Here is a 23,429-nt window from a genome sequence, read left to right as displayed (position 1 = left end):
TATGAAAGTTAAAATATATACTAAAACTGGTTGTCCATTTTGTACTGGAGCAAAACAATGGTTTGATCAAAATGGTATTAGTTATGAAGAAACTGTTCTTGATAATAACCAAGAACGTAATAATTTTTATGATAAAATGAATCAAAGCGGTAAGGTAAAATCACATATTAGAACAGTGCCCCAGATCTTTATAGATAATGAGCATATTGGTGGTTTTACGGATTTACAGGCTAATGAAAGCAAGATTCTAGGTAAAAAATAGGTAATAACGTGGAAGTAAAAATATATACAAAAACTAATTGTCCTTTCTGTGATTTAGCAAAAAGCTGGCTTGGTGCTAATGATATTCCATTTACACAAATTACCCTTGACAATGATAATGAAAGAGCCAAATTCTATGATGAAGTAAATAAGAATATCTTATTAGTAGAAGAGCATGTTAGAACTGTTCCACAAATTTTTGTAGGTGATGTCCACATTGGTGGTTATGATAATCTAATGACTCGAGCTGGCGAGGTAATCGCAAGGGTTAAAGGAACTTCGCTTACAACTTTCTCAAAGACATACAAACCTTTTAGCTACCCTTGGGCTGTTGATCTAACAGTTAAACACGAGAAAGCTCACTGGATCGAAGATGAAATTGACTTGTCAGAGGATGTTACAGACTGGAAAAATGGCAAAATCTCAAAAGTAGAAAAAGAATATATTACAAATATTCTAAGACTTTTCACTCAGTCAGACGTTGCAGTTGGTCAAAACTATTATGATCAGTTTATACCAGCATTTAAAAATAATGAAGTTAGAAATATGCTAGGCTCCTTTGCGGCTAGAGAAGGTATCCACCAAAGAGCATATGCCTTACTTAATGATACTTTAGGGTTACCTGATTCAGAGTATCATGCTTTTTTAGAGTATAAAGCAATGACAGATAAAATTGACTTTATGATGGATGCTAATCCCTCTACCCGTCGCGGTTTAGGATTATGTTTAGCTAAAACCGTGTTTAATGAAGGGGTTGCTTTGTTTGCTTCTTTTGCTATGCTACTAAATTTCCAGCGCTTTGGGAAAATGAAAGGTATGGGTAAAGTAGTTGAATGGTCGATACGCGATGAGTCTATGCATGTAGAGGGTAATGCCGCTTTATTTAGAATTTATTGCCAAGAAAATCCTTATATTGTTGATAACGACTTTAAAAAAGAAATATACCTAATGGCTAGTAAAGCCGTAGAGTTAGAAGATAAATTTATTGACTTAGCATATGAGTTAGGAACTATTGAAGGACTAAATGCCGAAGAGGTAAAAATGTATATCCGCCATATTACAGATAGACGCCTCACGCAATTAGGACTTAAAGAAATATATAATATAGAAAAAAATCCTCTAACTTGGTTAGAGTGGATTCTAAATGGTGCTGATCATACCAATTTCTTTGAAAATCGTGTAACAGAATATGAAGTAGCTGGTTTAACCGGTAATTGGGATGAAGCATATAGAAGTTAATAATTGTAAGTCTTGTCAAAAATTATTACATCTTGTCAATTACACTTAATACCAACTGAATTTTTAATCTGATATACTCTATTTAATAGAAAAGCTGTGTCAAATAATTATATTCGAGGTAACAATATGTCATCAGTGCATAGTATATGGGTTGGAGAACGGGAAATTTCAGATAGTTATTTGACCCGCATTCAAAATATGATTAAAGTGAACCAGAAAAATAATCATTATATATGGATGGACCGTCAGCCTACAAAAAAGGAATATGAATATACTAAGAATGGAAAGTTAACATTTAAGCACATATCTTATTTGAAAATAGCTATATCCGACAAGCGATATTCTAAACACAAAAATAAGCTTCATCAATTGTACGAACTGGCTCTTCTTGAATCAAAAACAGTTTATGGAAAAGCTTTTGCAAATAATTATTTTAAAGAACTTCTTCTTTACGTTGGCGGCGGATTAAATGAAGATTGGTCAATTGTCAGAGACCTTGGCGCAACATTTGAGGATGATTATTTACCAACAGTTGACGACATACTTAAGACAGTACATGCTCAATTCCATAATATGTATGATACAACTATTAATTATAATGCAAATACAATTCCTACTCCTCTAACGAATAATGGTAGTACGGTTGTTATGATAGGTAGAGCCGGTGCTTGTGGTTTAATTACAGATAATGATGGAGTTTTGCCTATATTAAAAAAATACGCTCTTGTTGATTGGTCGGCTTTTTTTACATCTGACACAAGTAAAGAAAGCTTTGATGATAGGCCAGCACAAGAATTAAATCCACATAGATATGAGGATAAAGAAAACCCCCTGTTGTTATTACAGCAAAAAAATGTTAACGAATTATCTATAGATGAGCTATTAACGCTCGCCCACTCGAATATAAAATTAAGAGAAATCTGGTCTAAATTTAGTTTGATTGATATGTATTCAAGTACACAGATTAAAGATAAACAAACCACTTTATTTAAAGATATGCTCGATACCATAAAAGAATATAATGATGAAATAAATTCTTTAAATGTTAAGTGTATTGCTACTTCTTTTGATAAAAAAGATCAGAAAAAGCATAAAGCTTTTTATGATCAAATGAGCCACAAGCAAACAAGACTCAAAGAATATACTGAAAGTGCAATGTTCGTAACTGATTACACTAATCTTCCTTCATTTACAATGATGAAAATGGCTTGTGATTTTCTGTATGTTTCATCTATCGAATGTAATGGGCTTTGTGTAGATACTGGCTACGATGAAGCAGTAGCTGAACAGAATCGGAATTTATCTTGGGTTCCTGGAGCTAAAGAATTTAATTCTTATAAGAAAAATTATGACCATAATGATTTTATTAATCGTCCTCGATCAAAAAGCTCTTATAAATCTAATACTCTAGAAGATTCTGAAAAACGTAAAAATAAAGCTTTAATTGCTATAAAAAAACCATGGAAATTTTACTAATTTTTAACCAGGGTAGTTTGTAGAAACCTTCTGTACTAGCCCTATAATCATAGGTCTTTTTCTATTTTCCAAATAAATAAATTATCGTTTTCGATAGACAAGTGACTGTTGTCGACGATGGTTTCTATTTACAAACTGAAACTATAGTTTAGCAAAATTAGGCTTTGTACTCTACTAGAATTCGGCCAACATGACTCTACCCAGATGATACTTCTTAAAAATACTATTCTTTATATCCTCTTTTTTTAGTTGATTTAAACTAGGAAAAATGGCAAAATCTCAAAAGTAGAAAAAGAATATATTACAAATATTCTAAGACTTTTCACTCAGTCAGACGTTGCAGTTGGTCAAAACTATTATGATCAGTTTATACCAGCATTTAAAAATAATGAAGTTAGAAATATGCTAGGCTCCTTTGCGGCTAGAGAAGGTATCCACCAAAGAGCATATGCCTTACTTAATGATACTTTAGGGTTACCTGATTCAGAGTATCATGCTTTTTTAGAGTATAAAGCAATGACAGATAAAATTGACTTTATGATGGATGCTAATCCCTCTACCCGTCGCGGTTTAGGATTATGTTTAGCTAAAACCGTGTTTAATGAAGGGGTTGCTTTGTTTGCTTCTTTTGCTATGCTACTAAATTTCCAGCGCTTTGGGAAAATGAAAGGTATGGGTAAAGTAGTTGAATGGTCGATACGCGATGAGTCTATGCATGTAGAGGGTAATGCCGCTTTATTTAGAATTTATTGCCAAGAAAATCCTTATATTGTTGATAACGACTTTAAAAAAGAAATATACCTAATGGCTAGTAAAGCCGTAGAGTTAGAAGATAAATTTATTGACTTAGCATATGAGTTAGGAACTATTGAAGGACTAAATGCCGAAGAGGTAAAAATGTATATCCGCCATATTACAGATAGACGCCTCACGCAATTAGGACTTAAAGAAATATATAATATAGAAAAAAATCCTCTAACTTGGTTAGAGTGGATTCTAAATGGTGCTGATCATACCAATTTCTTTGAAAATCGTGTAACAGAATATGAAGTAGCTGGTTTAACCGGTAATTGGGATGAAGCATATAGAAGTTAATAATTGTAAGTCTTGTCAAAAATTATTACATCTTGTCAATTACACTTAATACCAACTGAATTTTTAATCTGATATACTCTATTTAATAGAAAAGCTGTGTCAAATAATTATATTCGAGGTAACAATATGTCATCAGTGCATAGTATATGGGTTGGAGAACGGGAAATTTCAGATAATTATTTGATTAGCATTCAAAATATGATTAAAGTGAACCAGAAAAATAATCATTATATATGGATGGACCGTCAGCCTACAAAAAAGGAATATGAATATACTAAGAATGGAAAGTTAACATTTAAGCACATATCTTATTTGAAAATAGCTATATCCGACAAGCGATATTCTAAACACAAAAATAAGCTTCATCAATTGTACGAACTGGCTCTTCTTGAATCAAAAACAGTTTATGGAAAAGCTTTTGCAAATAATTATTTTAAAGAACTTCTTCTTTACGTTGGCGGCGGATTAAATGAAGATTGGTCAATTGTCAGAGACCTTGGCGCAACATTTTATAATAATTATTTACCAACAGTTGAAGAAATGCTTAATAGAAAACTAGCTGTCAATCCTAAACCTCCTCAGTATATATTAGAAGACTCGGGAATCAAATGGTATGATTATTATTTAACTTCTCCGAATATTAAAGCAGTAGGCGGTTCTACGGTTGTTATGATAGGTAAAGCTGGTACTTGTGGTTTAATTCCAGAAGATAGTAAAGATGGAGTTTTACCTATATTACAAACATACGCCCTCGCTGATTGGTCAGCTTTTTTTACATGTGACACAAGTAGAGAAAGCTGGTTTAGTAATCCAGCACAAGAATTAAATCCACATAACTATAAAGATAATATGAAACCTGCTTTGTTATTCAAACAAAAAAATGTTGAAACTTTAGCTACAGATGCTCTATTAGCACTCGCCCACTCGAATATAAAATTAAGAGAAATCTGGTCTAAATTTAGTTTGATTGATATGTATTCAAGTACACAGATTAAAGATAAACAAACCACTTTATTTAAAGATATGCTCGATACCATAAAAGAATATAATGATGATTTAAATTCTTTAAAGGTTAAGGCTATTGTAAAATCTTTTGATCTAGAAGATAAGGAAGAGTATGATAGTCTTCTTAATCAAATGAAAGAAAAAGAAATACTAATGAAAAGTTTTTTTGAAAGTGGGATGTTAGTAACTAGTTACGTTAATCTTCCTTCACTTACAATGATGAAAAGTGCTTGTGATGAACTGTATACTTCATCTCTCTTTTGTAGTAATAATTTAGATAGTAACTACAATTCAGGAGAAGCTGAACAAAATCGGAATTTATCTTGGGTTCCTGGAGCTAAAGAATTTAATTCTTATAAGAAAAATTATGACCATAATGATTTTATTAATCGTCCTCGATCAAAAAGCTCTTATAAATCTAATACTCTAGAAGATTCTGAAAAACGTAAAAATAAAGCTTTAATTGCTATAAAAAAACCATGGAAATTTTACTAATTTTTAACCAGGGTAGTTTGTAGAAACCTTCTGTACTAGCCCTATAATCATAGGTCTTTTTCTATTTTCCAAATAAATAAATTATCGTTTTCGATAGACAAGTGACTGTTGTCGACGATGGTTTCTATTTACAAACTGAAACTATAGTTTAGCAAAATTAGGCTTTGTACTCTACTAGAATTCGGCCAACATGACTCTACCCAGATGATACTTCTTAAAAATACTATTCTTTATATCCTCTTTTTTTAGTTGATTTAAACTACTTAAATAATTCTCACATTCAATTAAATTGCTTTCATATAAAAATCGAAGGCTATTTTTACACTTTAAGTCTTTTGGATATGTGTTATTTTTTATTTTATACCATTCAGAAAGCCTATCAATATCATCTGCTGTTACTACAAAAAGGTGTTTTTTTACTCTTGTGATAGCTACATAAAAAAGCCTGCGTTCTTCTTCTAAAATCTCTTCTGATATTTTTGAATTATTTTCACCAAAAAAACCTCCTTCTGTAGCATCATGGATAACTACGTAATCCCACTCTAAACCCTTTGCTTTATGCATAGACATTATTTGAACCTGATTAGGATTAGTAACATTAAGTCCTTGTTGAGTAGATTTTAGATATAGTTCATATAAAAGGTCTATAAATACATTAAGAGTTTCTTTGTTACTTTTAGCAAAGCTAGATATTCCTTCAATTATCTGAAGTTTTGACCTACTAGAATATGTCTCTGCCGAGACTTTAGATATAAGCTTTTCTATTTCTAACGTTTCAAATATGAAGTCTATGGCTTTACCTGGTCTTTTTGCACGTGTATTATTGAAAATAGTTCGCCAACAGTGTGCCACAGCAAGGATATTTTTTTCTTTAAAAGGTTTATCAACATTTTTACTTAACTCTATAATTAAACTTGTAGCTTGATCGATATTTTTAGCAATTTTTACAGCTAAAGCTTGTTTTTGCTCTTTTTTAAGGTATAAAGATGGATAGTCAAGCATAGCCTTTATAAATTCTATACGTTGATCTATAGTATGTTTTTCAAGGCCATAGCCTTTGCTTAAAAGCATTAGATAGCCATAAATAGCTTTAAATATATTTTCACTAAAAATGTCCTTATCAGCAACCACATGATATGGCAAATCATTATATAAACAACTTAATTCAAAAACGGTTGTTGAATTATATTTTCTAACTAATATAGCGATGTCACTTGCGTTGATTCCTAGTTCAATTAGAGCTTTTAGTTTTAACACAGCTTTATCACTATTATCTAGAATACTAATATTTGTAGTTCTATCTAACTTTGGATAAGTAATACATAGGTTATCATGACGTTTTTTATTATTGGCTATAATGTTATTAGCCATAAGTGATATTAAATCACCATAGCGAAACGTATATGAAAGTTGATATTGTTTGACTTTTTTAAAGTCCTTTTTGAAGCCCTCTAACATATAATATGGAGTTGATCCACGCCATTGATATATAGTTTGATCCACATCCCCTACTGCCATGATGTAGGTATTATCGCCTACTAGACACTTTAAAAAAAATTGTTGTATTGGGTTTATATCTTGGTATTCATCTATAATGATATGTGAATATAAATTATTAGCTCGTGAGATATTTGCTTTATCTTTCTCAAAAAATTTTGCTGGAAGGTAAATCATATCGTCGTATGTAATAGCTTTTAACTTTTCACATTGCTTGTTAAATTCAACAAATATTTTATCCAAAAGTTTCTTTTCTTTAGAGTTTAAACTTTTTAGTTTTTTATTATCTAAGCAAAGATCAGATTTTAAAATAGAAATATATTCTTTAAAAGCTTCTACCCTATCACTATCTATCTCTTTAATAATTTTAAATTCCTTCTGGTGGGTTTTAATTAAATTTAATAAAATACTGTCAACCTCATAATCTTTGAGAATTTTATTAAATTCAATATATCCTGCTTTAGCAAAAGCTTGTAAAAAGCTATTACCTAAAGAATGCATAGTACGTACATTTATATACTTTGATTTCTCAGCTGATAAAACTTTTTTTAATCTGTTTGCAAAATCTAATTGTGCTGATTTATTATACATAAGAACAAGTATTTTATTTGCTGGAATGCCCTTAGCTAATAAATACTCTATTCTTGCTATAAGTGTTTGAGTCTTACCACTTCCTGCTACTGCTGAAACTAATGCATGACTAACTATGTCATGCTGTATGATTTTTTGTTGCTCGGATGTATATTGCATTTAAAGTTTTTTTAAGAAGGTTCTTTATTTTTTGTAGAGAAAAGTTTAGAAACTATATATAAAACAGTGAGTACTATTTGTTTTACAATACTAGCTATAAATTTAGCTATATACAAAAGTGTGTACCCAAGGTATTTAATATAGCTGCTAACACTAATATTAGCTTTATTATCTTTAATAAACCTAAATGGACTAAAAATAAGTAAAACAAAACTGACCATAACTATATACGAGAAGATAGATCCTAATGCTTGCTCATACCAAATAGAAAATTTGTAGAATAATAATAAGGCTAAAGCGATCAATATTACTAATGAAAAAAATACAAATAAGCTTTTTTTATTCATTTGAGTCTCTCCTATTGTTTAGTACTGTCATGATACCACTATTTACAGTAAGTTATGTTATAATCTTAGCTTTAAATTATACAATATTATTTTTTATGACTACAAACCAAAGACTAGATATAACTATAGAAGCTTTAGATGATTTAAAAGGCATAAATATCCAAACTATAGATGTTGAGCATTTAACTGATATAATGGATAAAATTGTTATCTGTACTGCCTCGTCAACTACACATGCCAGAGCATTAGCTAAACACTTAGAGCAAGAGCTTAAAGAAAACTCGATTTCTATACTAGGCATAGAAGGTAATAATAAAGCTGACTGGGTATTAGTTGATATTGGCGATATAGTTACTCATATAATGCTTGAGGAAACAAGAGAGCTTTATGCTTTAGAAAAACTTTGGGATATTAAACGCAAAGATAGCTAATTATGTAATTATGAAACTAGAACTAACTTTAAAGCAATGGCAAAAAGTTAAAAATTATGCTGTAAATGAGTTAGGCTTATCATCATTATCAAAAGCTGATTGTGATTTATCAGAATACATCCCTTACTATAATAAATGGATAGAAAATGGCTACCATGCTGAGCTTGATTATATGGTTAAGCATGGTCAAAAACGTTTTGTTCCTGATCAACTAGTTCCTGGTACAAATAGTGTTATAGTAGCTACCCTTAATTATCTTAATCGCCCTATTTCCACAAAGACTGAAGTAAAGCGTCTAAGAGCACCTTCCGAAATAGCTGAAGTTTCTATATATGCTCATGGTAGAGATTACCATAAGGTAATGAAAAAAAAGCTACAAAAACTAGGAGAATATATAGATAAAATTACAAGCGATCACCAATTTAGAGTATTTACAGATAGTGCACCAGTATTAGAAAAGCCATTAGCTGAAAAAGCAGGTCTTGGCTGGATTGGTAAAAACTCAATGCTGATGAACAAAGAACAAGGATCTTTTTTCTTTATTGGAGTTATATATAGTAATTTAGATTTATCCAAGTTACCAAATACAGATCTTAAATTAAATGAATGTGGAAAGTGTCAAGCATGCATTAAGCTTTGTCCGACTGGCGCAATTTTGCCCAATAAAATGATCGACTCACGTAAATGTATATCTTATCTAACTATAGAAAATAAGGAGGCTATACCTCTAGAGTTTAGAGATAAAATAGGTACTAGAATTTATGGTTGTGATGATTGTCAGTTAGTCTGTCCTTTTAATAATCAAGCACCTGTGACGACTGAACAAGATTTTCAACAAAGAAATTTTTTAGTAAATAGACCTTTACTAGAGCTTTTTTCATGGTCTAAAGAAGACTTTGATAAATATACACAAGGTTCAGCTATTCGTAGAATTGGTTATGATGCTTGGATAAGAAATGTTTCTATAGCCATAGGTAATTCACCATATAAACACGAAAATTTATTAGCTTTAGAAAATAAAAGAGCCGAATATTTAGATAATTTTCTAATATTGGAGCATATCGATTGGGCTATAACCAAATTATATAATAAACAAAAATCATCTATATAAAAGTTGGGATTATTCATATAGTTTGTTAGAATGATTTTAAAGTTACTAAAAAAATTTCAAACAATGGGAGAAAATAAATAATGAAATTAACTAAAACTTTAATTATAGCTCCACTATTAGCAGGAGCACTCGTAGGTAGTAGTTTTGCTGCTGACAGCAAAGATGATATCAGTTATTCTGTAGGTTACTCAATGGGTAAAACGCTTCAAACACAAATGGCTCAAAGTAATATCGCCGCTGATAACGAACAGATAGTAAGTGGTCTAAAAGATGGTATTCTAGGTAAGGATGCTAGATTAACTCCTGAACAAATGCAAAATGCAATGGTTGAATTTCAAAAACAAGCTATAGCTAAACAAAAGGCGGCTGTTGAAACCCAAAAGCAAGAAGTAACTAATGATAAACCTACTCAAGCAAGTAATAATGTAGTACAAGCACAATCTGGGAAAACACAATTAGCAGGTACAGCTTCAGCTGAACAAGTAGCAAGTCAAACTAAGTAACCATTTTGGTTAAGGAGTAAAAATATAATGACTAAGAAAAAACTTTTAAAAGCGTTAGCAATTGCAATCATAACTACTAGTCTAGTAGCATGCTCTGGAAGTAGCGATAATAATGATGAAACTACATCTTCTGTAGCTATAAGCACACCTACTGCAAATGAATCTAACGTGGATAACGTTAAATCAGATGCTAGCTACACAATTGGGTACGGTATGGGTTCGCACATTACTCAAGATCCTAATCTAAAAGATTACGGCTTTAATTCTGATAAAGTTATAGCTGGCTTTGAAGATGCGATTAATGGTAAGAAGCCTGCCATTTCTCAAGAAACTATTGATAAGAGCATGAAAGAGCTACGTGATAGTTTAATGCAAAAAATGAGTGCTGAACAAGTTACTAACTTCTTAAAGGTCAAAGATAGTATATACAACTCGGATTTAACACCTAAAACAGATATAAAAGATCCTGCTGTAGTTATCTATGAGTTCTTTGATTATCAATGTATGTATTGTTCGAAGGTTGCACCAGAAATTGAAAAAGCAATAGTAAATCATAAAGATGTACAGGTTGCGTTTGTAGAATTTCCTATCTTTGGCCAAAGAGCCCCTGCTTCTGAATATGCTGCTGAAGTAGGCACTGCTATATACAAAATTTATGGTGCTAAAGCTTATGTTAAGTATCATAATGGTATATTTGCTACTGGTGAAGATGAAGGTAAACTTAAAAATTCAACTATTGATAATGTAGCAAAAAGTGCTGGTGCTGATATAACTAAAGTTAAACAAGTAATTAAAAATAATAAAATTTCTGAGCATCTACAAGATACTTTGGAGATGGGCTTTAAAGACTTAGAAATCCAAGGCACACCTTTCCTAGTTATTGCACCTGCTGAAAAAGCTGATGATAGCAATACTACTATAATCGGTGGTTACACTCAATATTCTAATATTGAAGAAGCCATCGCAAAAGCTAAAGCTTAACTTTTCTTTATTTCCTATAATTTTTAATTTTGATAAGTATTATCTGTTAAAATAGTTTATCGAAATTACAATAATTCCCCCTATAAATATGAAACTTAGAAAAGGTAGTAAATATTTAATATTTTTTATAGTTATCTTCGTTGCTTTGCCTCCTTTTGCTATTGACACCTATATTCCTGCTTTTGGTAACATAAGTGAATTCTTAAATGTAGATGTAAGCAAGATGACTATTACAGTATCTACTTACCTTGTAGGTTTTGGTATAGGTATGTTGATATGGGGAGCATTATCAGACAGGTATGGCCGCAAAAAAATACTTATCTTAGGTATGCTTATATATACAATTAGTACTATCTTATGTTCATTAAGCTCAGACTTTGAAACTTTAATTTTTATGAGATTTATCCAAGGTCTTGGTGACTCTCCTGCTGCTGTAGCTTCTATGGCTATATTAAAAGACTGCTACCGTGGGCAAAAATTAATCAAAATGATGGCAACTATGATTATGGTATTTATGATTGCCCCTATAATATCACCAATAATTGGTAGCCTTATTATTTATACAACCGGTAAATGGCAGAATATATTTCATTTTTTAACCCTGTATGGTGTAGTTTTATTATGCTTGACATTTATAATGCCAGAAACCCACAAGCCACATAAAAGATCATCAAGTTTATTACAAAGCTTTTACGTGTATATAAAACATACTAAAAATGTTCCTTTTATTTTAGGAGCTATTGGTGCTGGACTATGCTTTGGAGCACTATTTAGCTTTATAAATGCTTCATCAAACATTATTATAGAATATTTTAATTTAGGATATTTGCAATACTGCATTTTATTTGCGACTAATATTTTGGGTATAGTCTTTGCAAGCTACTATATAAAGAAAAATATAACTCCATATAATCAAAATAACATTATTTTTTCAGGTTATCTTATATCTACAGTTGTTATAATAATTAATCTAATATGCTCTTATATATTTAATAACATCTACGTTTTTGTATTATTAAATACTCTTGCTACAGCTTGCTTTGCTTTGGTAAATATTACATTGACTTCAAAAATTATAGACTTACTCAAAGAAGGCTTTGCTGCTGGTAACGCTATAAATAGATTAACCAAATTCGCTATAGCTGGTATTGGTGGGTTTATACTTAGTTTTTACTCCATCTCAGAGCTTATGGTAGAGATACCAGTCCAACAATTAGGATTTATAATCCTATCTTTAGTTCTATTTTTAGGAATAAAAAATAGATTGTTTCCAAAAGGTTAAAATATTTTCTTATGAGTATGACAATACGGTAAAGAGCCTTTTTTAAAGTAATAATCCAGATGGTAATCTTCAGCAATATAAAAAAGTTTTACTTCTATAACTTCAGTAGCTACGTTGTAGCCTTTATCATTTAGCGTTTTCTTTAGGTTTGTGGCTAGTTGTCTTTGTTCATCAGTATAATAGAAAATTGCAGATTTATATTGTTCTCCTATATCAGGACCTTGGCCATCTACTTGTTCAAAATCATGTATTTCAAAGAAATATTTTAAAACGTCATCTAGAGATAATTTATTCTTATCAAATATAACTCTGACTACTTCTAGATATCCTGTATCACCATCACAAACTCTTTTATAATCAGGATATGGCTGATCACCACCACAATAGCCAGATTCCGCAAGGAGTATTCCATCTAATTTTTTTAAGTAATATTCCACACCCCAAAAACACCCTGCTGCTAGTATGATTTCTTCTGTTTCACCAAAACCTCTAAACGGTATAAAATCCACAGACGCTGAGTTTACACAGTATCGAGTATTTAGTTGAGTATATCCTTCACCATGGAAAATATGTCCTAAATGTCCGTCACAACTATTACATAAGATCTCTATTCTACGACCATCTCTATCGGGTAGTTGCTTTACATTATCAGCGATATGAATATCATAACTAGGCCAGCCACAACTTGATATAAACTTACTATCTGATTAAAACAATGGTGTAACACAATTCCTACAAATATAAGTTCCTTCACAATCTAGTTCATTATACCTACCAGTAAAAGGCTTTTCTGTAGCTTTATTTATGATAATATCGTTTTGTAACGGAGTTAAGCTTTTAGTTTTTAGCATATAGAGTCCTAATTTCTTCAAAATAAACTTGCCTAAGAGAATTATCATATAAACTTCCACAAATGTATATTCTTCAACTATAATTTTAGCCAATAACAGTGTTACAGTAGCTATGTTTAAGCCTTGAAAGGGGCTGTTGCAAGCTGGAATTAGATGGGTGGTAACAAGACAGACGTATTCGAAAAGCGCAGTTTACATGTAGTAAATGAGCATTTTGAGAATGTTTTTAACACAGTGAGAAACATATAATTTTAGTTTGCAACAGTACCTGAAAGTTCTCACGACTTTTAATTTTAACTTTTTGCTAGAAAATGTATTTATAAATCTTTTATTTTAGTCAATAATTCCATCTAATAATCGACTATTTACTAACGTATAAAACTAATTTCTATAAAAACAAACATGCACTATAAGAGAAAAATTCATGATTCAAAACTTGCTTTTAAGAGTTGATTAAATTGAAATACCAAAATAAATTTAGCATGAAAATTTTATAGTGAATTACTACTCTATAGCAAAAAGGATAAAATTGCACACTTTTATATTTGATAACTATATGGGGGAGAAGATGGTTATGCAGATAAGTTTTTTAAAGACTATTGAGCTATTCTCTCAAGCATCAAATACTACACTTGAGAAGCTTTCAGAAATTTCAACGAGTTTTTTTTATAGGAAAAATACTTTAGTTATGGATTATGACCAGAGTTTACAAACTTTTCTGTATGTAACTAATGGCTGGTTAAAACTTTTTAGAGTAAGTGTTGATGGTGAAGAAATTATTATTGATATCCTTTCACAGGATCATTATTACGGTGAATCACTTATTACAACCTCATCTAGAGAAGAAGCTTATATGGCACATGCCATTTCTGATCTTAAGGGTTTTACTTTGCCTCTTGATAAATTAAAACTATTGTTAACGTTAGATAGCAATTTATCATTTAGCTTTTTACAAAAAATGTCGCAAAAGCAACTTTTATTGAATGCACATATTGAACATCTATCTATCCAGAACGCTATGCAGCGTGTAGGGTGTTTTTTATTAAGATTAAATAACAATGTTAATACTAATTATCAGAAAAGCTCTACTATACATTTACCCTATCCAAAAAACATATTAGCCTTAAAACTTGGTATGAGACCAGAGACTTTTTCAAGAGCAATTAGCAAACTTTATACTCGTTGTAATGTTCAAATTAAGGGGGAATATGTTAATATCCCCCAACCTAAAAAGTTAATCTCTTATGTCTGCCAACATTGCTCAAAAACATTTCCTTGTAACTTACCAATTGATTAGTATTTATAATTATAAACTATGATTCTGCATTAGCATCTTTAAATAAGTCGGCTAATGAAGTCTTATCTTTTACACGATGAATAACATCTATAAGAGATAAAATACCACAGAAAGCCCCATTTTTATTTTTTATCAATACGCGGCGTATATTGTGGCGAGTCATTTGAGAAACAGCATGCTGTAATGAATCCTCTTCTTCACAAAAGACTGGATTCTTACTCATAACTTCTGTGATACAGGTTTTCTCTAGGTTTTTATTTTTTGCTATCGCTCTGACTATAATGTCTCTATCAGTGATAACACCTTTAATATCCTTATCGTCATCGACTATCGGCAAAATACCACAGTTAGATTCTTCCATTTCCTTAACAGCCTCTAATACAGTTGCGCTTTCATTTAAAGTTATAGGCTCCTTTGTCATCAAATTTGCTATTTTCATAATTACCTTCTCCTTACGTTAAATTAGTAACTTAAAATTTAACTAACTTTTTGTGTACCTTCCTTGATTTTAATCAATGACGCCCTTGGGAAAAATAGAGAATAATAGTAGTTGCTTTTCTAACACTACCAATAGGAGGTAATTATGAATTTGCTAGCTACTAAGAAAAATGTTCCTATTAATTTAGGTCAGCGTAAGAATACACCATTCTGGTCAACAGCACAAAACGAGTTTAATAAGGCATTTAATAATATCTATGAATGGTTTGAACCATTTAGCTCCTCTATTGAACGTTTTGAAGACTTATCTCTTTGCCCTGCTGTAGATGTTGTTGATGAAAAAAATCAACTTAAAATTGAAATTGAAATGCCAGGATTAGGAGAGGATGACATTAAAGTTTCCATAGACAACGGAATTTTAACAGTTAAAGGAGAAAAAACCACCTCTAGGCAAGATAAAGATAAAAACTATATGATGCGTGAAATTAATTATGGTAGTTATGAGCGTAGTCTATCTTTGCCTGATACAGTAGATGTTGATAAAGCTAAAGCATCATTTAAAAAAGGGATGCTTTGGGTAGTACTGCCTAAGAAACCTGAATGTACCAAAGAATCTAAAACTATTGAAGTTGAAAAAGCATTGTAAGCTCATAAACTTCATAAAACTAAACTTACAATTTTAGTGTTTTAAATGTTTGTAACAGTCCTATGATTAATATTACTATTTAAACTAATAATTAAAAAACATACAATAACTGTAAAAGTAAAAAACATACTGTCTCAAATGCAAACTCTGACTCAAAAGCTCCAAAAAGAAATAAAGAAATTACACTCAAATCAAGGTAGAAAAAAATCGCAATTCTATATTATTGAAGGGCTTAGGTGTTGCCAAGAGGCATTAGTTAGGCTCGATAAAACCCAAATTGCAGCACTTATATTGACCAGAGAAAGTGATAATGAAAGCTACGATATAGAGCAAAAATTTATCGTTTCTGAAAAAGAGTTTACTGAGCTTTCTCAAACACATAACTCCCAGGGAATCATGCTACTTGCATATAAACCAGAGGTTAAGGATCTAAAATTTAATGATGATTTTTTATTAGTCTTAGATCGTATCCAAGATCCTGGCAATATGGGGACAATATTACGCACTGCTATTGCTGTTGGGCTAACCGAAGTTGCTCTTATAAATGGTACTGTAGATCCCTTTAATCCTAAAGCAATACGCGCTGGCATGGGCGCTCAATTTAGTTTAACTTTCGGCTACTTTGAAAGTTTAAAAGAACTTTGTAATCATCCACAAATAAAACAACGTCAAATATGGCTAACAACTCCACATGAGGGAATATCATGTTATGACCAAAGTTTTAAGCTTAATAATAGTATTTTAGTTTTTGGTGAAGAAGCTAATGGAATAGTAGATTTCTCACTTGGACAAAAAACTATGATTCCAACACTTAGTAATATAGAATCATTAAATGTGGCTCAAGCTGCTACGATATATTTGTTTGAGAGCTTAAGGCAGAAATTAATAATTTCGTGATACTATTTTAAAAAATTTTAAAGAAAATTAGTTAACAATATCCTTATCTGCTACGGCTAGGTGTAAATAATGAAGATGCTTATCATATTGATTAATAATATCAGCTATAACCTGCTCTTTTGAGTAACCCATAATGTCATAATACTGACCACCATGGCTTAGAAAAACTTCCACTCTAGTATATTTATCAATATCATCATCTCTATAACTAGGGGAGTCATAAACTCTAAGCATAACTGTATATACAAAATTATCTGAATTTATCTTAGAAATTACCAAATGAATTTGCTCTTTTCCTAAGTCTACTTTTGTATCTAACCCAGTTTGTTGCATTTTATTAGCTACTTCTAGTATAGCTGGTTTTACAATTTCTTTTAGAAACTCTCGGGCTTGGTTTTTTGTTGGTTTGTTAACTATAGCTGCTAACCTGTCTTGCCAAGATGTATTTGCCTTAACATACTGAACAACTGTTGAGTGAGTTTCGATACTCTTTATACGTAAAAAATCTAACCTTAAACTCTTTATAAGAGATATACACATAAAAAAAAGTATAAATAATAATGGAAAAGCACTGATTATAGTTGCAGCTTGCAGTGCTTGCAAACCTCCTGCTAAGAGTAAAGATATAGCTAGCAAACCACTTAGTATGGACCAAGAAACACGGTGAGCTGTAATTGATTCTTTAGCATTACCTGTTGCTAGTATATCTATCACTAAAGAGCCACTATCTGCTGAAGTTACAAAAAATGTTATAACCAAAAATACAGCTAAAATAGACGCAAAAGTAGAAAATGGAAAAAATCTTAAAAACTCAAATAAAGCTACAGGAATATTATTTTGAGAAGCATTTATTAGCTCTGAGCCTGCCCCACTCATAACTATATTAATAGCTGAATTACCGAAAATAGTCATCCATAAAAATGTAAAACCAACCGGAATAAATAAAACGCCTACGACAAATTCTCTAATAGTTCTACCTTTTGAAACTTTAGCAATAAATATCCCAACAAACGGCGACCAAGCTATCCACCAACCCCAATAAAATAAAGTCCAACTTTTTAACCAAGTCTGATTGTTTTTATTGTAAGCATATAAATTAAAAGTTTTATTAACAATAGTGCTTAAGTAATAACCTATGTTTTGGAAATAATCTTTTATAAGGTCTGTAGTGTGGCCAAAAAACAATACAAAAGCTAGTAACGCTAATGCTAAGATAATATTAAAATTACTAAGAAGTTTGATTCCTTTATCTAGCCCTAAGGCTACTGAAACTGTAGCTAGAAAAACAATAAATATTATGTAGATAATCTGCATGTTTACATTATCTGGAAGTCCCACTAAAAAACTCATTCCGGCACTAACTTGCATAGCACCAAAGCCTAAGGATGTAGCAACTCCAAAAAGTGTACCCAGTATAGCAAATACATCTACAGCATGGCCTATAGGGCCATAAATATGCTTGCCTAATATTGGGTATAGTATAGACCTAGGCAATAATGGCAAGTCATGACGATATGCAAAGTAGGCCAATGATAACCCAACTATAGCATAGACAGACCAAGCCTCTACTCCCCAGTGAAAGAAAGTAATATTCATAGCTTCTTGTGCTAAATAAAATTGGTCTAGTGACTGATCAGGTGGAGCTAGATAGTGTTGCAAAGGTTCTGCAACACCGTAAAACATAAGTCCAATACCCATACCCGCAGCAAAAAGCATAGCAAACCAAGAAATATTACCGTATTGAGGTAAGTCATGTTCTTGACCTAATTTTATATCCCCAAATCTGCTAAACATTAGAAATATGCATAAACAAACAAATATACTCATCCCTAGTATATATAGCCACCCTAGGTTACTTAAAATTAAATTTTGTACTACTCCCATATATTTTGAGAATACAGTTGGGGCAAATATACCCATTAAGGAAAAGGTTATTGCTAAAATAATAGCAGGATAAAATACTGGCGCATATGCGCCTTTATTACGTTCTATCATTTTTTTAGTTTTTTATATTAAGGGTACTTATTAACTTAACATAATAAAAACTAATAATCAAAGTGGTTAAAAATAGTAACTAGGTTTTGGTTTAACTATTATTCCCTTGTGGATTCTAACTCTTCTAAAGCCTTAAACCATTGTAACTCTGTTTCCTCTAATAGCTCTTTTAGGTTTACATGCTCTATAAGAGTTTCCTGTAATTTTTCTTTATTACCATATAAATTTTGGTTTTGTAATTGTTTCTCTATAACTAGATTTTGTTGTTGTAGCTTATCTAAACTTTTTTCTAATTTTTTAACTTTGTCTTGGAGAGGTTTAACCTGTTTTCTTTTATCTGCTGAAAACTTACAATTTTCCTTTTTAACATCTACACTTTGGGATTTTGCGGAGACATTATTCTCAAGCTTTTTAATTTCTAAAATATACTTGTAATAATCATGCATATCACCGTCAAAAACTTTAACTTCACCCTGCCCAACCAGCATATACTCATCAACCGTAGACTCTAACAAAAACCTATCATGCGAGACAAGAATAATAGCTCCTTGGAAGCTTTGCAACGCTACTGTCAAAGCTTCACGTACGCCAATATCTAAATGGTTTGTAGGTTCATCAAGTAGCAAAAAGTTTGGTTCTTGATAGACTATCATCGCCAAAGCTAACCTTGCTTTTTCACCACCAGAAAAACTGTCTACTTTAGCTAAAGCTTTATCTCCCGTAAAGTTAAAACTCCCCAGAAATGTTCTAAGTTTTTCTTGGGTAGCTTTCGTATCTAGCCTTTGCATATGTAACAAAGGACTAGCTTGCATATCTAACATATCCAAAGAATGCTGTGAAAAATAGCCTACTCTAAGGTTTGGATGCTTTTCAATCTTACCTGAAAGTATATCTATTTCACCAATTAGAGATTTAATCAGTGTTGATTTACCAGCACCATTTAGACCCAAAAGCCCTATACGCATTTCATTATAAATAACCAAATTTATATTATTTAAAACCTTATTTTGAAAGTATCCCAAATCTGCATTTTGTAAACTGACAAGTGTGCCATTTAAACGCTCTTTTGGTTGCTTAAACTCAAAACTAAATTCTGACTCAGTTTTTACAGCTTCTATGCGTTGGATTTTATCAAGCATTTTGACTCGGCTTTGAGCTTGCTTGGCTTTTGAAGCTTTAGCCTTAAAGCGATTAATAAAACTCTCTAAGTGCTCTATATGCTTTTGTTGTTTTTCAAATTGCTTTTGTTGAAGTACTTTTTGTTCATACGATTGTTTTTCAAAAGATGAATAATTACCAGTATATGCAACTATCTTTTTTTCATCTATGTGAAAAACCTGCTTAACAACATTGTCTAAAAAAATCCTATCATGCGAAATAAGCAACAAAGAACCTTTATATTCTTGCAAATATTGCTCTAACCATAAAACTGCATCTAAGTCTAAATGGTTTGTAGGTTCATCAAGTAGCAAAATATCTGACTCTTGTAAAAGTGCTTGAGCAAGGTTTAACCTTATCTGCCAACCACCAGATAGCTCTTTTACTTTTTGTTCTAATTGACTAATACTAAACCCTAAGCCTGCTAAAAGCTTACTAGCTTGAGACTCTATAGAATAGCCTCCTAACGATTCATATTCCTCATGGCACGTAGAATACTCAACAAAATCTTCTTTATCTAAAGCTTCTGCCATCTTATGTTTTAAAGATCTTAGAGATTCAACACCATTAATCACATAGTCTATAACTGTAGCTTCAAAATCATCAACTTCCTGTTTAACAGTAACTATACGCGTATTTTTAGCTAGCTCTATATCACCTTTATCAGGTGAAATATTTGCTTGTATCAAGTTGAAAAGTGTAGTTTTACCGGTACCATTCTTACCAACTAAACCTATTTTTTGATTTTGGAAAATAGAAAAGTTAATATCATTAAATAACTCTTTTATCTCAACTTGATAAGATACATTTTTAAAAAAAATCATTTATTTGTACTTTTTATATTTATTAGAAACAATTATATATAGTTAATCCCTTATAAAAAAGTCACGCTGGATTAATTTTAGTATCTCACTGTAGGCAATGTTTTTATTGATATTTTAAACTAAAAAAGACGATATAAAAACTGCTTACTTTACTGTACTATTTATAAATAAAAAATAAATAAAAAGTTTAATAAAAAAGTATGTTAGAGATAGTAACTATCTTATATGATGATTTTGAAACCTTAGATGTATTTGGTCCAATTGAGGTCTTAGGAAGCTTCAAAGGCGATTTTGGACCAAACTATTATTCAATTAATGGTGGTATAGTCACTAGTAGTCAAGCAGTAGAAATAAACACTAAAGATTTCTCTAAGATAACTTCTAAAAATTATATTTTATTTATACCGGGTGGTATGGGTACTCGTCAGCTAATTCATAATAAAAAGTTGATAGCTGAACTTACTAGGCTAGCAAATAATGCTAAATATATTTTTACGGTCTGTACTGGTTCTTCTTTATTTTCCCAAACAAAGTTACTTGATGGTAAAAAAGCCACCTCAAATAAGAAAGCTCTAAACTGGACAAAATCTATAGCTGCTGATGTTATATGGATAGATAAGGCAAGATGGGTTAAAGACGGTAATATCTATACAAGCTCAGGAGTTAGTGCAGGCATAGATATGAGTTTGGGATTTGTTGCAGATTTACTAGGTTATGAGGCAGCAAAACAAAAAAGTATAGAAATAGAATATAACTGGTATGAAGACTCTAGCATAGATCCTTTTGCAGGTATTTATAAATAAAAAACCATGAGTAGGGTAAGAAAAATTATACATATTGATATGGATTATTTCTTCGCTCAAGTAGAAGAAAAAGCAAATCCAAACTTAAAAGATAAGCCTTTTGCTGGTGGTGGCACAAATCCCAAACGTGATGTAACATTATTAAGCTTGTTGATGTAGGACTAACCGCTAAGCCAATCTATCTGTCGCAATATGGTAATCTTCATCTTCTAAAATGTTTAATTCCACTAGATCACCCGCTTTACCTAGTAAAATTTTACATTCTTGATTTAAATGGCGTAAGTGTAATTTTTTACCAAGCTTAGTATATTCATCAGCAACCCACTGAATAGCATCTATAGCAGACTGGTCAGCTACACGTGAGTATTTAAAGTCGATTATTACTTCTTCTGGGTCTTTAGCAAATTTAAATAAACCTTTAAAACCAGTTGTAGAACTAAAGAACAAAGGCCCGTGAACAATGTATTCCTTCTCACCATTTTCATTAGTTTTCTCTTCTACCCAAATATTCTTGGCTGTTTCCCACGAAAATACTAACGAAGCTATAATGATACCAATCACAACTGCTATTGCTAAATCAAACATTACTGTAGTAATTGTCACGACTATAATCAACAGCACATCTTTTTTAGGCACACGACGCATCATTTTAAAAGATGCCCATTCAAAAGTTTCTATCACAACCATAATCATCACACCAATTAATGCTGCTAAAGGTATTATTTTGATCAAGGGCATAGCCAATAAGATAAATATAAGTAAAAATACCCCTGCTGTAATTCCGGATAAACGCCCTCGCCCACCAGAAGATATGTTAATCATACTTTGACCGATCATAGCACAACCACCCATACCTTTAAAAAAACTAGATACGATATTTCCAACCCCTTGAGCGATACATTCTTTATTACCTCTACCACGGGTTTGCGTACGCTCATCAATAAAAACTAAAGTCATCAAAGATTCTGATAAACCGATAATAGCCAATATAAATGCATATGGCACAATGATTTTAAATGTCTCTAAAGATAAAGGAATATGAGGAATACTAAAGCTATGTGATATACTTCCCCCACTCATTGCCATTAAACTACCTACTGTTGGCATACTAACACCTGCTGGCATTGGTATAAATATCACAATCAATGTAACTACTATAATAGCTGTAAGTGCTGAAGGCAAAAGTTTTGTAAAACGAGGTAAGTAATGAGTAATCGCCATAGCTAAAAGTACTAAACTAACCATAATCCAAAGACTAATTCCACTAATCCATACAGAAGGCTCAACTCCTGGTGGTGAAATCCTAAAAGATTGGATTTGTGATAGAAAAATCACTATTGCTAAACCATTAACAAAACCTACCATCACAGATTTAGGCATCATACGGATAAATTTACCTAAACCTAAAACTCCTATCACAACCTCTATAACCCCAGTAAGTAAAACCGTTGCCATTAGATAACTCAAACCAGTTACAGGATCGCCCGGAAATAGTAACATGATAGATACCATAACAACGGCCATAGAACCAGTTGCACCGGATATCATACCAGGACGACCGCCTATAATAGCTGTTATTAGACACATAAAGAAAGCTCCCCACAATCCTACTGTTGGATTAACTCCTGCTACTAAAGAAAAAGCTACTGCTTCTGGAACTAAAGCTAAAGCTACGGTTAAACCAGATAAAAAATCCACTCTATAACTACCACCAAATGGCATCAAAAAATTACTAATACCTTGTTTCATTTCTATTTATTACCTCAAAATATTTTAAAATTTAAAAGCATGCTCTAAAAGCATTCTTTTACGTATAATTATATACTGATCGCGGATACAGACTTAATGAATAAGAAAATTAGAACTAAGGTGGAGTGATAAGTTTCATTATAATTGAATCTATTAATTTTAATAATTTGATAGTAAATAATAATAACAAAAAAACACCTAGTATAAAACCCTAAATCCAATCAACCCACTCTTTTGCAATAAATACTACCTCTAACAAAACATACAAGTTAAACTAACCATATATAGTTCAAGGAGT

18 protein-coding genes and 4 pseudogenes are annotated in these 23,429 nt (G+C 31.5%); 15 read left to right on the top strand and 7 right to left on the bottom strand.

Annotated elements, in window-relative coordinates; translation table 11 throughout:
* Position 1 precedes the first annotated feature (1 nt).
* From E3E15_RS03350 to E3E15_RS03330, 5 genes and pseudogenes are all read left to right on the top strand, one after another.
* The gene (locus tag E3E15_RS03350) at positions 2-262 is read left to right on the top strand and encodes a glutaredoxin (protein ID WP_172106581.1); all 261 of its coding nucleotides are present in this window, start codon (positions 2-4) and stop codon (positions 260-262) included.
* A gap of 8 nt (positions 263-270) precedes the next feature.
* Positions 271-1,500, top strand: a complete 1,230-nt coding sequence (locus E3E15_RS03345; protein WP_172106580.1) for a ribonucleotide-diphosphate reductase subunit beta — start codon at positions 271-273, stop codon at positions 1,498-1,500.
* A gap of 126 nt (positions 1,501-1,626) precedes the next feature.
* Positions 1,627-2,976 carry a hypothetical protein gene (locus E3E15_RS03340; protein WP_172106579.1) on the top strand — a complete coding sequence of 450 codons (1,350 nt, stop codon included), beginning with the start codon at positions 1,627-1,629 and terminating at the stop codon, positions 2,974-2,976.
* Positions 2,977-3,240: 264 nt separating this feature from the next.
* A pseudogene (locus E3E15_RS03335) lies at positions 3,241-4,071 on the top strand (ribonucleotide-diphosphate reductase subunit beta); the annotation flags it as partial.
* Positions 4,072-4,197: 126 nt separating this feature from the next.
* Positions 4,198-5,571: a hypothetical protein gene (locus tag E3E15_RS03330; protein WP_172106578.1), complete on the top strand. Its 1,374-nt coding sequence runs from the start codon at positions 4,198-4,200 to the stop codon at positions 5,569-5,571.
* Positions 5,572-5,745: 174 nt separating this feature from the next.
* On the opposite strand, the gene E3E15_RS03325 is transcribed toward E3E15_RS03330, so the two are convergent.
* Both E3E15_RS03325 and E3E15_RS03320 read right to left on the bottom strand, forming a co-directional pair.
* Positions 5,746-7,818, bottom strand: coding sequence for an ATP-dependent helicase (locus E3E15_RS03325; RefSeq protein ID WP_172106577.1), 2,073 nt, complete (start codon positions 7,816-7,818; stop codon positions 5,746-5,748).
* A gap of 11 nt (positions 7,819-7,829) precedes the next feature.
* Positions 7,830-8,165: a hypothetical protein gene (locus tag E3E15_RS03320; RefSeq protein ID WP_172106576.1), complete on the bottom strand. Its 336-nt coding sequence runs from the start codon at positions 8,163-8,165 to the stop codon at positions 7,830-7,832.
* 95 nt (positions 8,166-8,260) lie between these two features.
* Between E3E15_RS03320 and rsfS the strand changes: the two genes are divergently transcribed.
* The 5 genes and pseudogenes from rsfS (at position 8,261) to E3E15_RS03295 (ending at position 12,473) form a co-directional block, all read left to right on the top strand.
* Positions 8,261-8,596, top strand: coding sequence for a ribosome silencing factor (gene rsfS, locus E3E15_RS03315; RefSeq protein ID WP_035719055.1), 336 nt, complete (start codon positions 8,261-8,263; stop codon positions 8,594-8,596).
* 10 nt (positions 8,597-8,606) lie between these two features.
* A complete protein-coding gene (gene queG, locus E3E15_RS03310) occupies positions 8,607-9,707 on the top strand; it encodes a tRNA epoxyqueuosine(34) reductase QueG (RefSeq protein ID WP_172106575.1) in 1,101 nt (366 codons plus the stop codon).
* A gap of 80 nt (positions 9,708-9,787) precedes the next feature.
* The gene (locus E3E15_RS03305; protein ID WP_172106574.1) at positions 9,788-10,210 is read left to right on the top strand and encodes an FKBP-type peptidyl-prolyl cis-trans isomerase N-terminal domain-containing protein; all 423 of its coding nucleotides are present in this window, start codon (positions 9,788-9,790) and stop codon (positions 10,208-10,210) included.
* Between the two features lie 27 nt (positions 10,211-10,237).
* Positions 10,238-11,188 (top strand): annotated as a pseudogene (locus tag E3E15_RS03300) (DsbA family protein); the annotation flags it as partial.
* A 91-nt stretch (positions 11,189-11,279) separates the two neighbouring features.
* Positions 11,280-12,473, top strand: a complete 1,194-nt coding sequence (locus tag E3E15_RS03295; RefSeq protein WP_172106572.1) for a multidrug effflux MFS transporter — start codon at positions 11,280-11,282, stop codon at positions 12,471-12,473.
* On the opposite strand, the pseudogene E3E15_RS03290 reads toward E3E15_RS03295, so the two are convergent.
* Positions 12,470-13,324, bottom strand: a pseudogene (locus E3E15_RS03290) (bifunctional methionine sulfoxide reductase B/A protein). The gene E3E15_RS03295 and the pseudogene E3E15_RS03290 overlap by 4 nt on opposite strands.
* 574 nt (positions 13,325-13,898) lie before the next feature.
* Between E3E15_RS03290 and E3E15_RS03285 the strand changes: the two are divergent.
* Entirely contained in the window at positions 13,899-14,621 is a 723-nt protein-coding gene (locus E3E15_RS03285; protein ID WP_162173586.1) for a Crp/Fnr family transcriptional regulator, read from the top strand.
* Between the two features lie 16 nt (positions 14,622-14,637).
* Here the strand turns inward: E3E15_RS03285 and E3E15_RS03280 are convergent, their stop codons facing one another.
* Positions 14,638-15,060, bottom strand: a complete 423-nt coding sequence (locus E3E15_RS03280; protein ID WP_035718878.1) for a CBS domain-containing protein — start codon at positions 15,058-15,060, stop codon at positions 14,638-14,640.
* A 144-nt stretch (positions 15,061-15,204) separates the two neighbouring features.
* On the opposite strand from E3E15_RS03280, the gene E3E15_RS03275 reads away from it, so the two are divergent.
* Both E3E15_RS03275 and E3E15_RS03270 read left to right on the top strand, forming a co-directional pair.
* Positions 15,205-15,705 (top strand): Hsp20/alpha crystallin family protein, encoded by a 501-nt coding sequence (locus tag E3E15_RS03275; protein WP_172106571.1) that lies wholly within the window; start codon positions 15,205-15,207, stop codon positions 15,703-15,705.
* 138 nt (positions 15,706-15,843) lie between these two features.
* Positions 15,844-16,602 (top strand): TrmH family RNA methyltransferase, encoded by a 759-nt coding sequence (locus E3E15_RS03270; protein ID WP_035718864.1) that lies wholly within the window; start codon positions 15,844-15,846, stop codon positions 16,600-16,602.
* 27 nt (positions 16,603-16,629) lie between these two features.
* Here the strand turns inward: E3E15_RS03270 and E3E15_RS03265 are convergent, their stop codons facing one another.
* Together E3E15_RS03265 and E3E15_RS03260 are read right to left on the bottom strand one after the other, a co-directional pair.
* A complete protein-coding gene (locus tag E3E15_RS03265) occupies positions 16,630-18,594 on the bottom strand; it encodes a BCCT family transporter (protein ID WP_035718869.1) in 1,965 nt (654 codons plus the stop codon).
* A gap of 101 nt (positions 18,595-18,695) precedes the next feature.
* A complete protein-coding gene (locus E3E15_RS03260; protein WP_035718862.1) occupies positions 18,696-20,579 on the bottom strand; it encodes an ABC-F family ATP-binding cassette domain-containing protein in 1,884 nt (627 codons plus the stop codon).
* Between the two features lie 200 nt (positions 20,580-20,779).
* Here E3E15_RS03260 and E3E15_RS03255 point away from each other — a divergent pair, with 200 nt between their 5' ends.
* Positions 20,780-21,382, top strand: a complete 603-nt coding sequence (locus E3E15_RS03255) for a DJ-1/PfpI family protein (protein WP_035718859.1) — start codon at positions 20,780-20,782, stop codon at positions 21,380-21,382.
* Positions 21,383-21,388: 6 nt separating this feature from the next.
* Positions 21,389-21,517 (top strand): annotated as a pseudogene (locus E3E15_RS03250) (Y-family DNA polymerase); the annotation flags it as partial.
* Between the two features lie 33 nt (positions 21,518-21,550).
* Here the strand turns inward: E3E15_RS03250 and E3E15_RS03245 are convergent.
* Positions 21,551-23,131 carry a SulP family inorganic anion transporter gene (locus tag E3E15_RS03245; protein WP_209451684.1) on the bottom strand — a complete coding sequence of 527 codons (1,581 nt, stop codon included), beginning with the start codon at positions 23,129-23,131 and terminating at the stop codon, positions 21,551-21,553.
* Positions 23,132-23,429: the final 298 nt, after the last annotated feature.

Source organism: Allofrancisella frigidaquae (assembly GCF_012222825.1).
In the GTDB taxonomy this organism is placed as follows: domain Bacteria; phylum Pseudomonadota; class Gammaproteobacteria; order Francisellales; family Francisellaceae; genus Francisella; species Francisella frigidaquae.
This window is presented reverse-complemented; position numbering and strand designations above follow the sequence as displayed.

What these genes read in the sequence shown, in the direction of transcription:
- E3E15_RS03295 (WP_172106572.1), top strand. Translation starts at nt 11,280, where the DNA reads ATGAAACTTAGAAAAGGTAGTAAATATTTAATATTTTTTATAGTTATC.
- E3E15_RS03320 (WP_172106576.1), bottom strand. Translation starts at nt 8,165, where the DNA reads ATGAATAAAAAAAGCTTATTTGTATTTTTTTCATTAGTAATATTGATC.
- E3E15_RS03305 (WP_172106574.1), top strand. Translation starts at nt 9,788, where the DNA reads ATGAAATTAACTAAAACTTTAATTATAGCTCCACTATTAGCAGGAGCA.
- E3E15_RS03270 (WP_035718864.1), top strand. Translation starts at nt 15,844, where the DNA reads ATGCAAACTCTGACTCAAAAGCTCCAAAAAGAAATAAAGAAATTACAC.
- E3E15_RS03260 (WP_035718862.1), bottom strand. Translation starts at nt 20,579, where the DNA reads ATGATTTTTTTTAAAAATGTATCTTATCAAGTTGAGATAAAAGAGTTA.
- E3E15_RS03280 (WP_035718878.1), bottom strand. Translation starts at nt 15,060, where the DNA reads ATGAAAATAGCAAATTTGATGACAAAGGAGCCTATAACTTTAAATGAA.
- E3E15_RS03255 (WP_035718859.1), top strand. Translation starts at nt 20,780, where the DNA reads ATGTTAGAGATAGTAACTATCTTATATGATGATTTTGAAACCTTAGAT.
- E3E15_RS03330 (WP_172106578.1), top strand. Translation starts at nt 4,198, where the DNA reads ATGTCATCAGTGCATAGTATATGGGTTGGAGAACGGGAAATTTCAGAT.
- E3E15_RS03350 (WP_172106581.1), top strand. Translation starts at nt 2, where the DNA reads ATGAAAGTTAAAATATATACTAAAACTGGTTGTCCATTTTGTACTGGA.
- E3E15_RS03340 (WP_172106579.1), top strand. Translation starts at nt 1,627, where the DNA reads ATGTCATCAGTGCATAGTATATGGGTTGGAGAACGGGAAATTTCAGAT.
- E3E15_RS03275 (WP_172106571.1), top strand. Translation starts at nt 15,205, where the DNA reads ATGAATTTGCTAGCTACTAAGAAAAATGTTCCTATTAATTTAGGTCAG.
- E3E15_RS03245 (WP_209451684.1), bottom strand. Translation starts at nt 23,131, where the DNA reads ATGAAACAAGGTATTAGTAATTTTTTGATGCCATTTGGTGGTAGTTAT.
- E3E15_RS03285 (WP_162173586.1), top strand. Translation starts at nt 13,899, where the DNA reads ATGCAGATAAGTTTTTTAAAGACTATTGAGCTATTCTCTCAAGCATCA.
- E3E15_RS03325 (WP_172106577.1), bottom strand. Translation starts at nt 7,818, where the DNA reads ATGCAATATACATCCGAGCAACAAAAAATCATACAGCATGACATAGTT.
- queG (WP_172106575.1), top strand. Translation starts at nt 8,607, where the DNA reads ATGAAACTAGAACTAACTTTAAAGCAATGGCAAAAAGTTAAAAATTAT.
- rsfS (WP_035719055.1), top strand. Translation starts at nt 8,261, where the DNA reads ATGACTACAAACCAAAGACTAGATATAACTATAGAAGCTTTAGATGAT.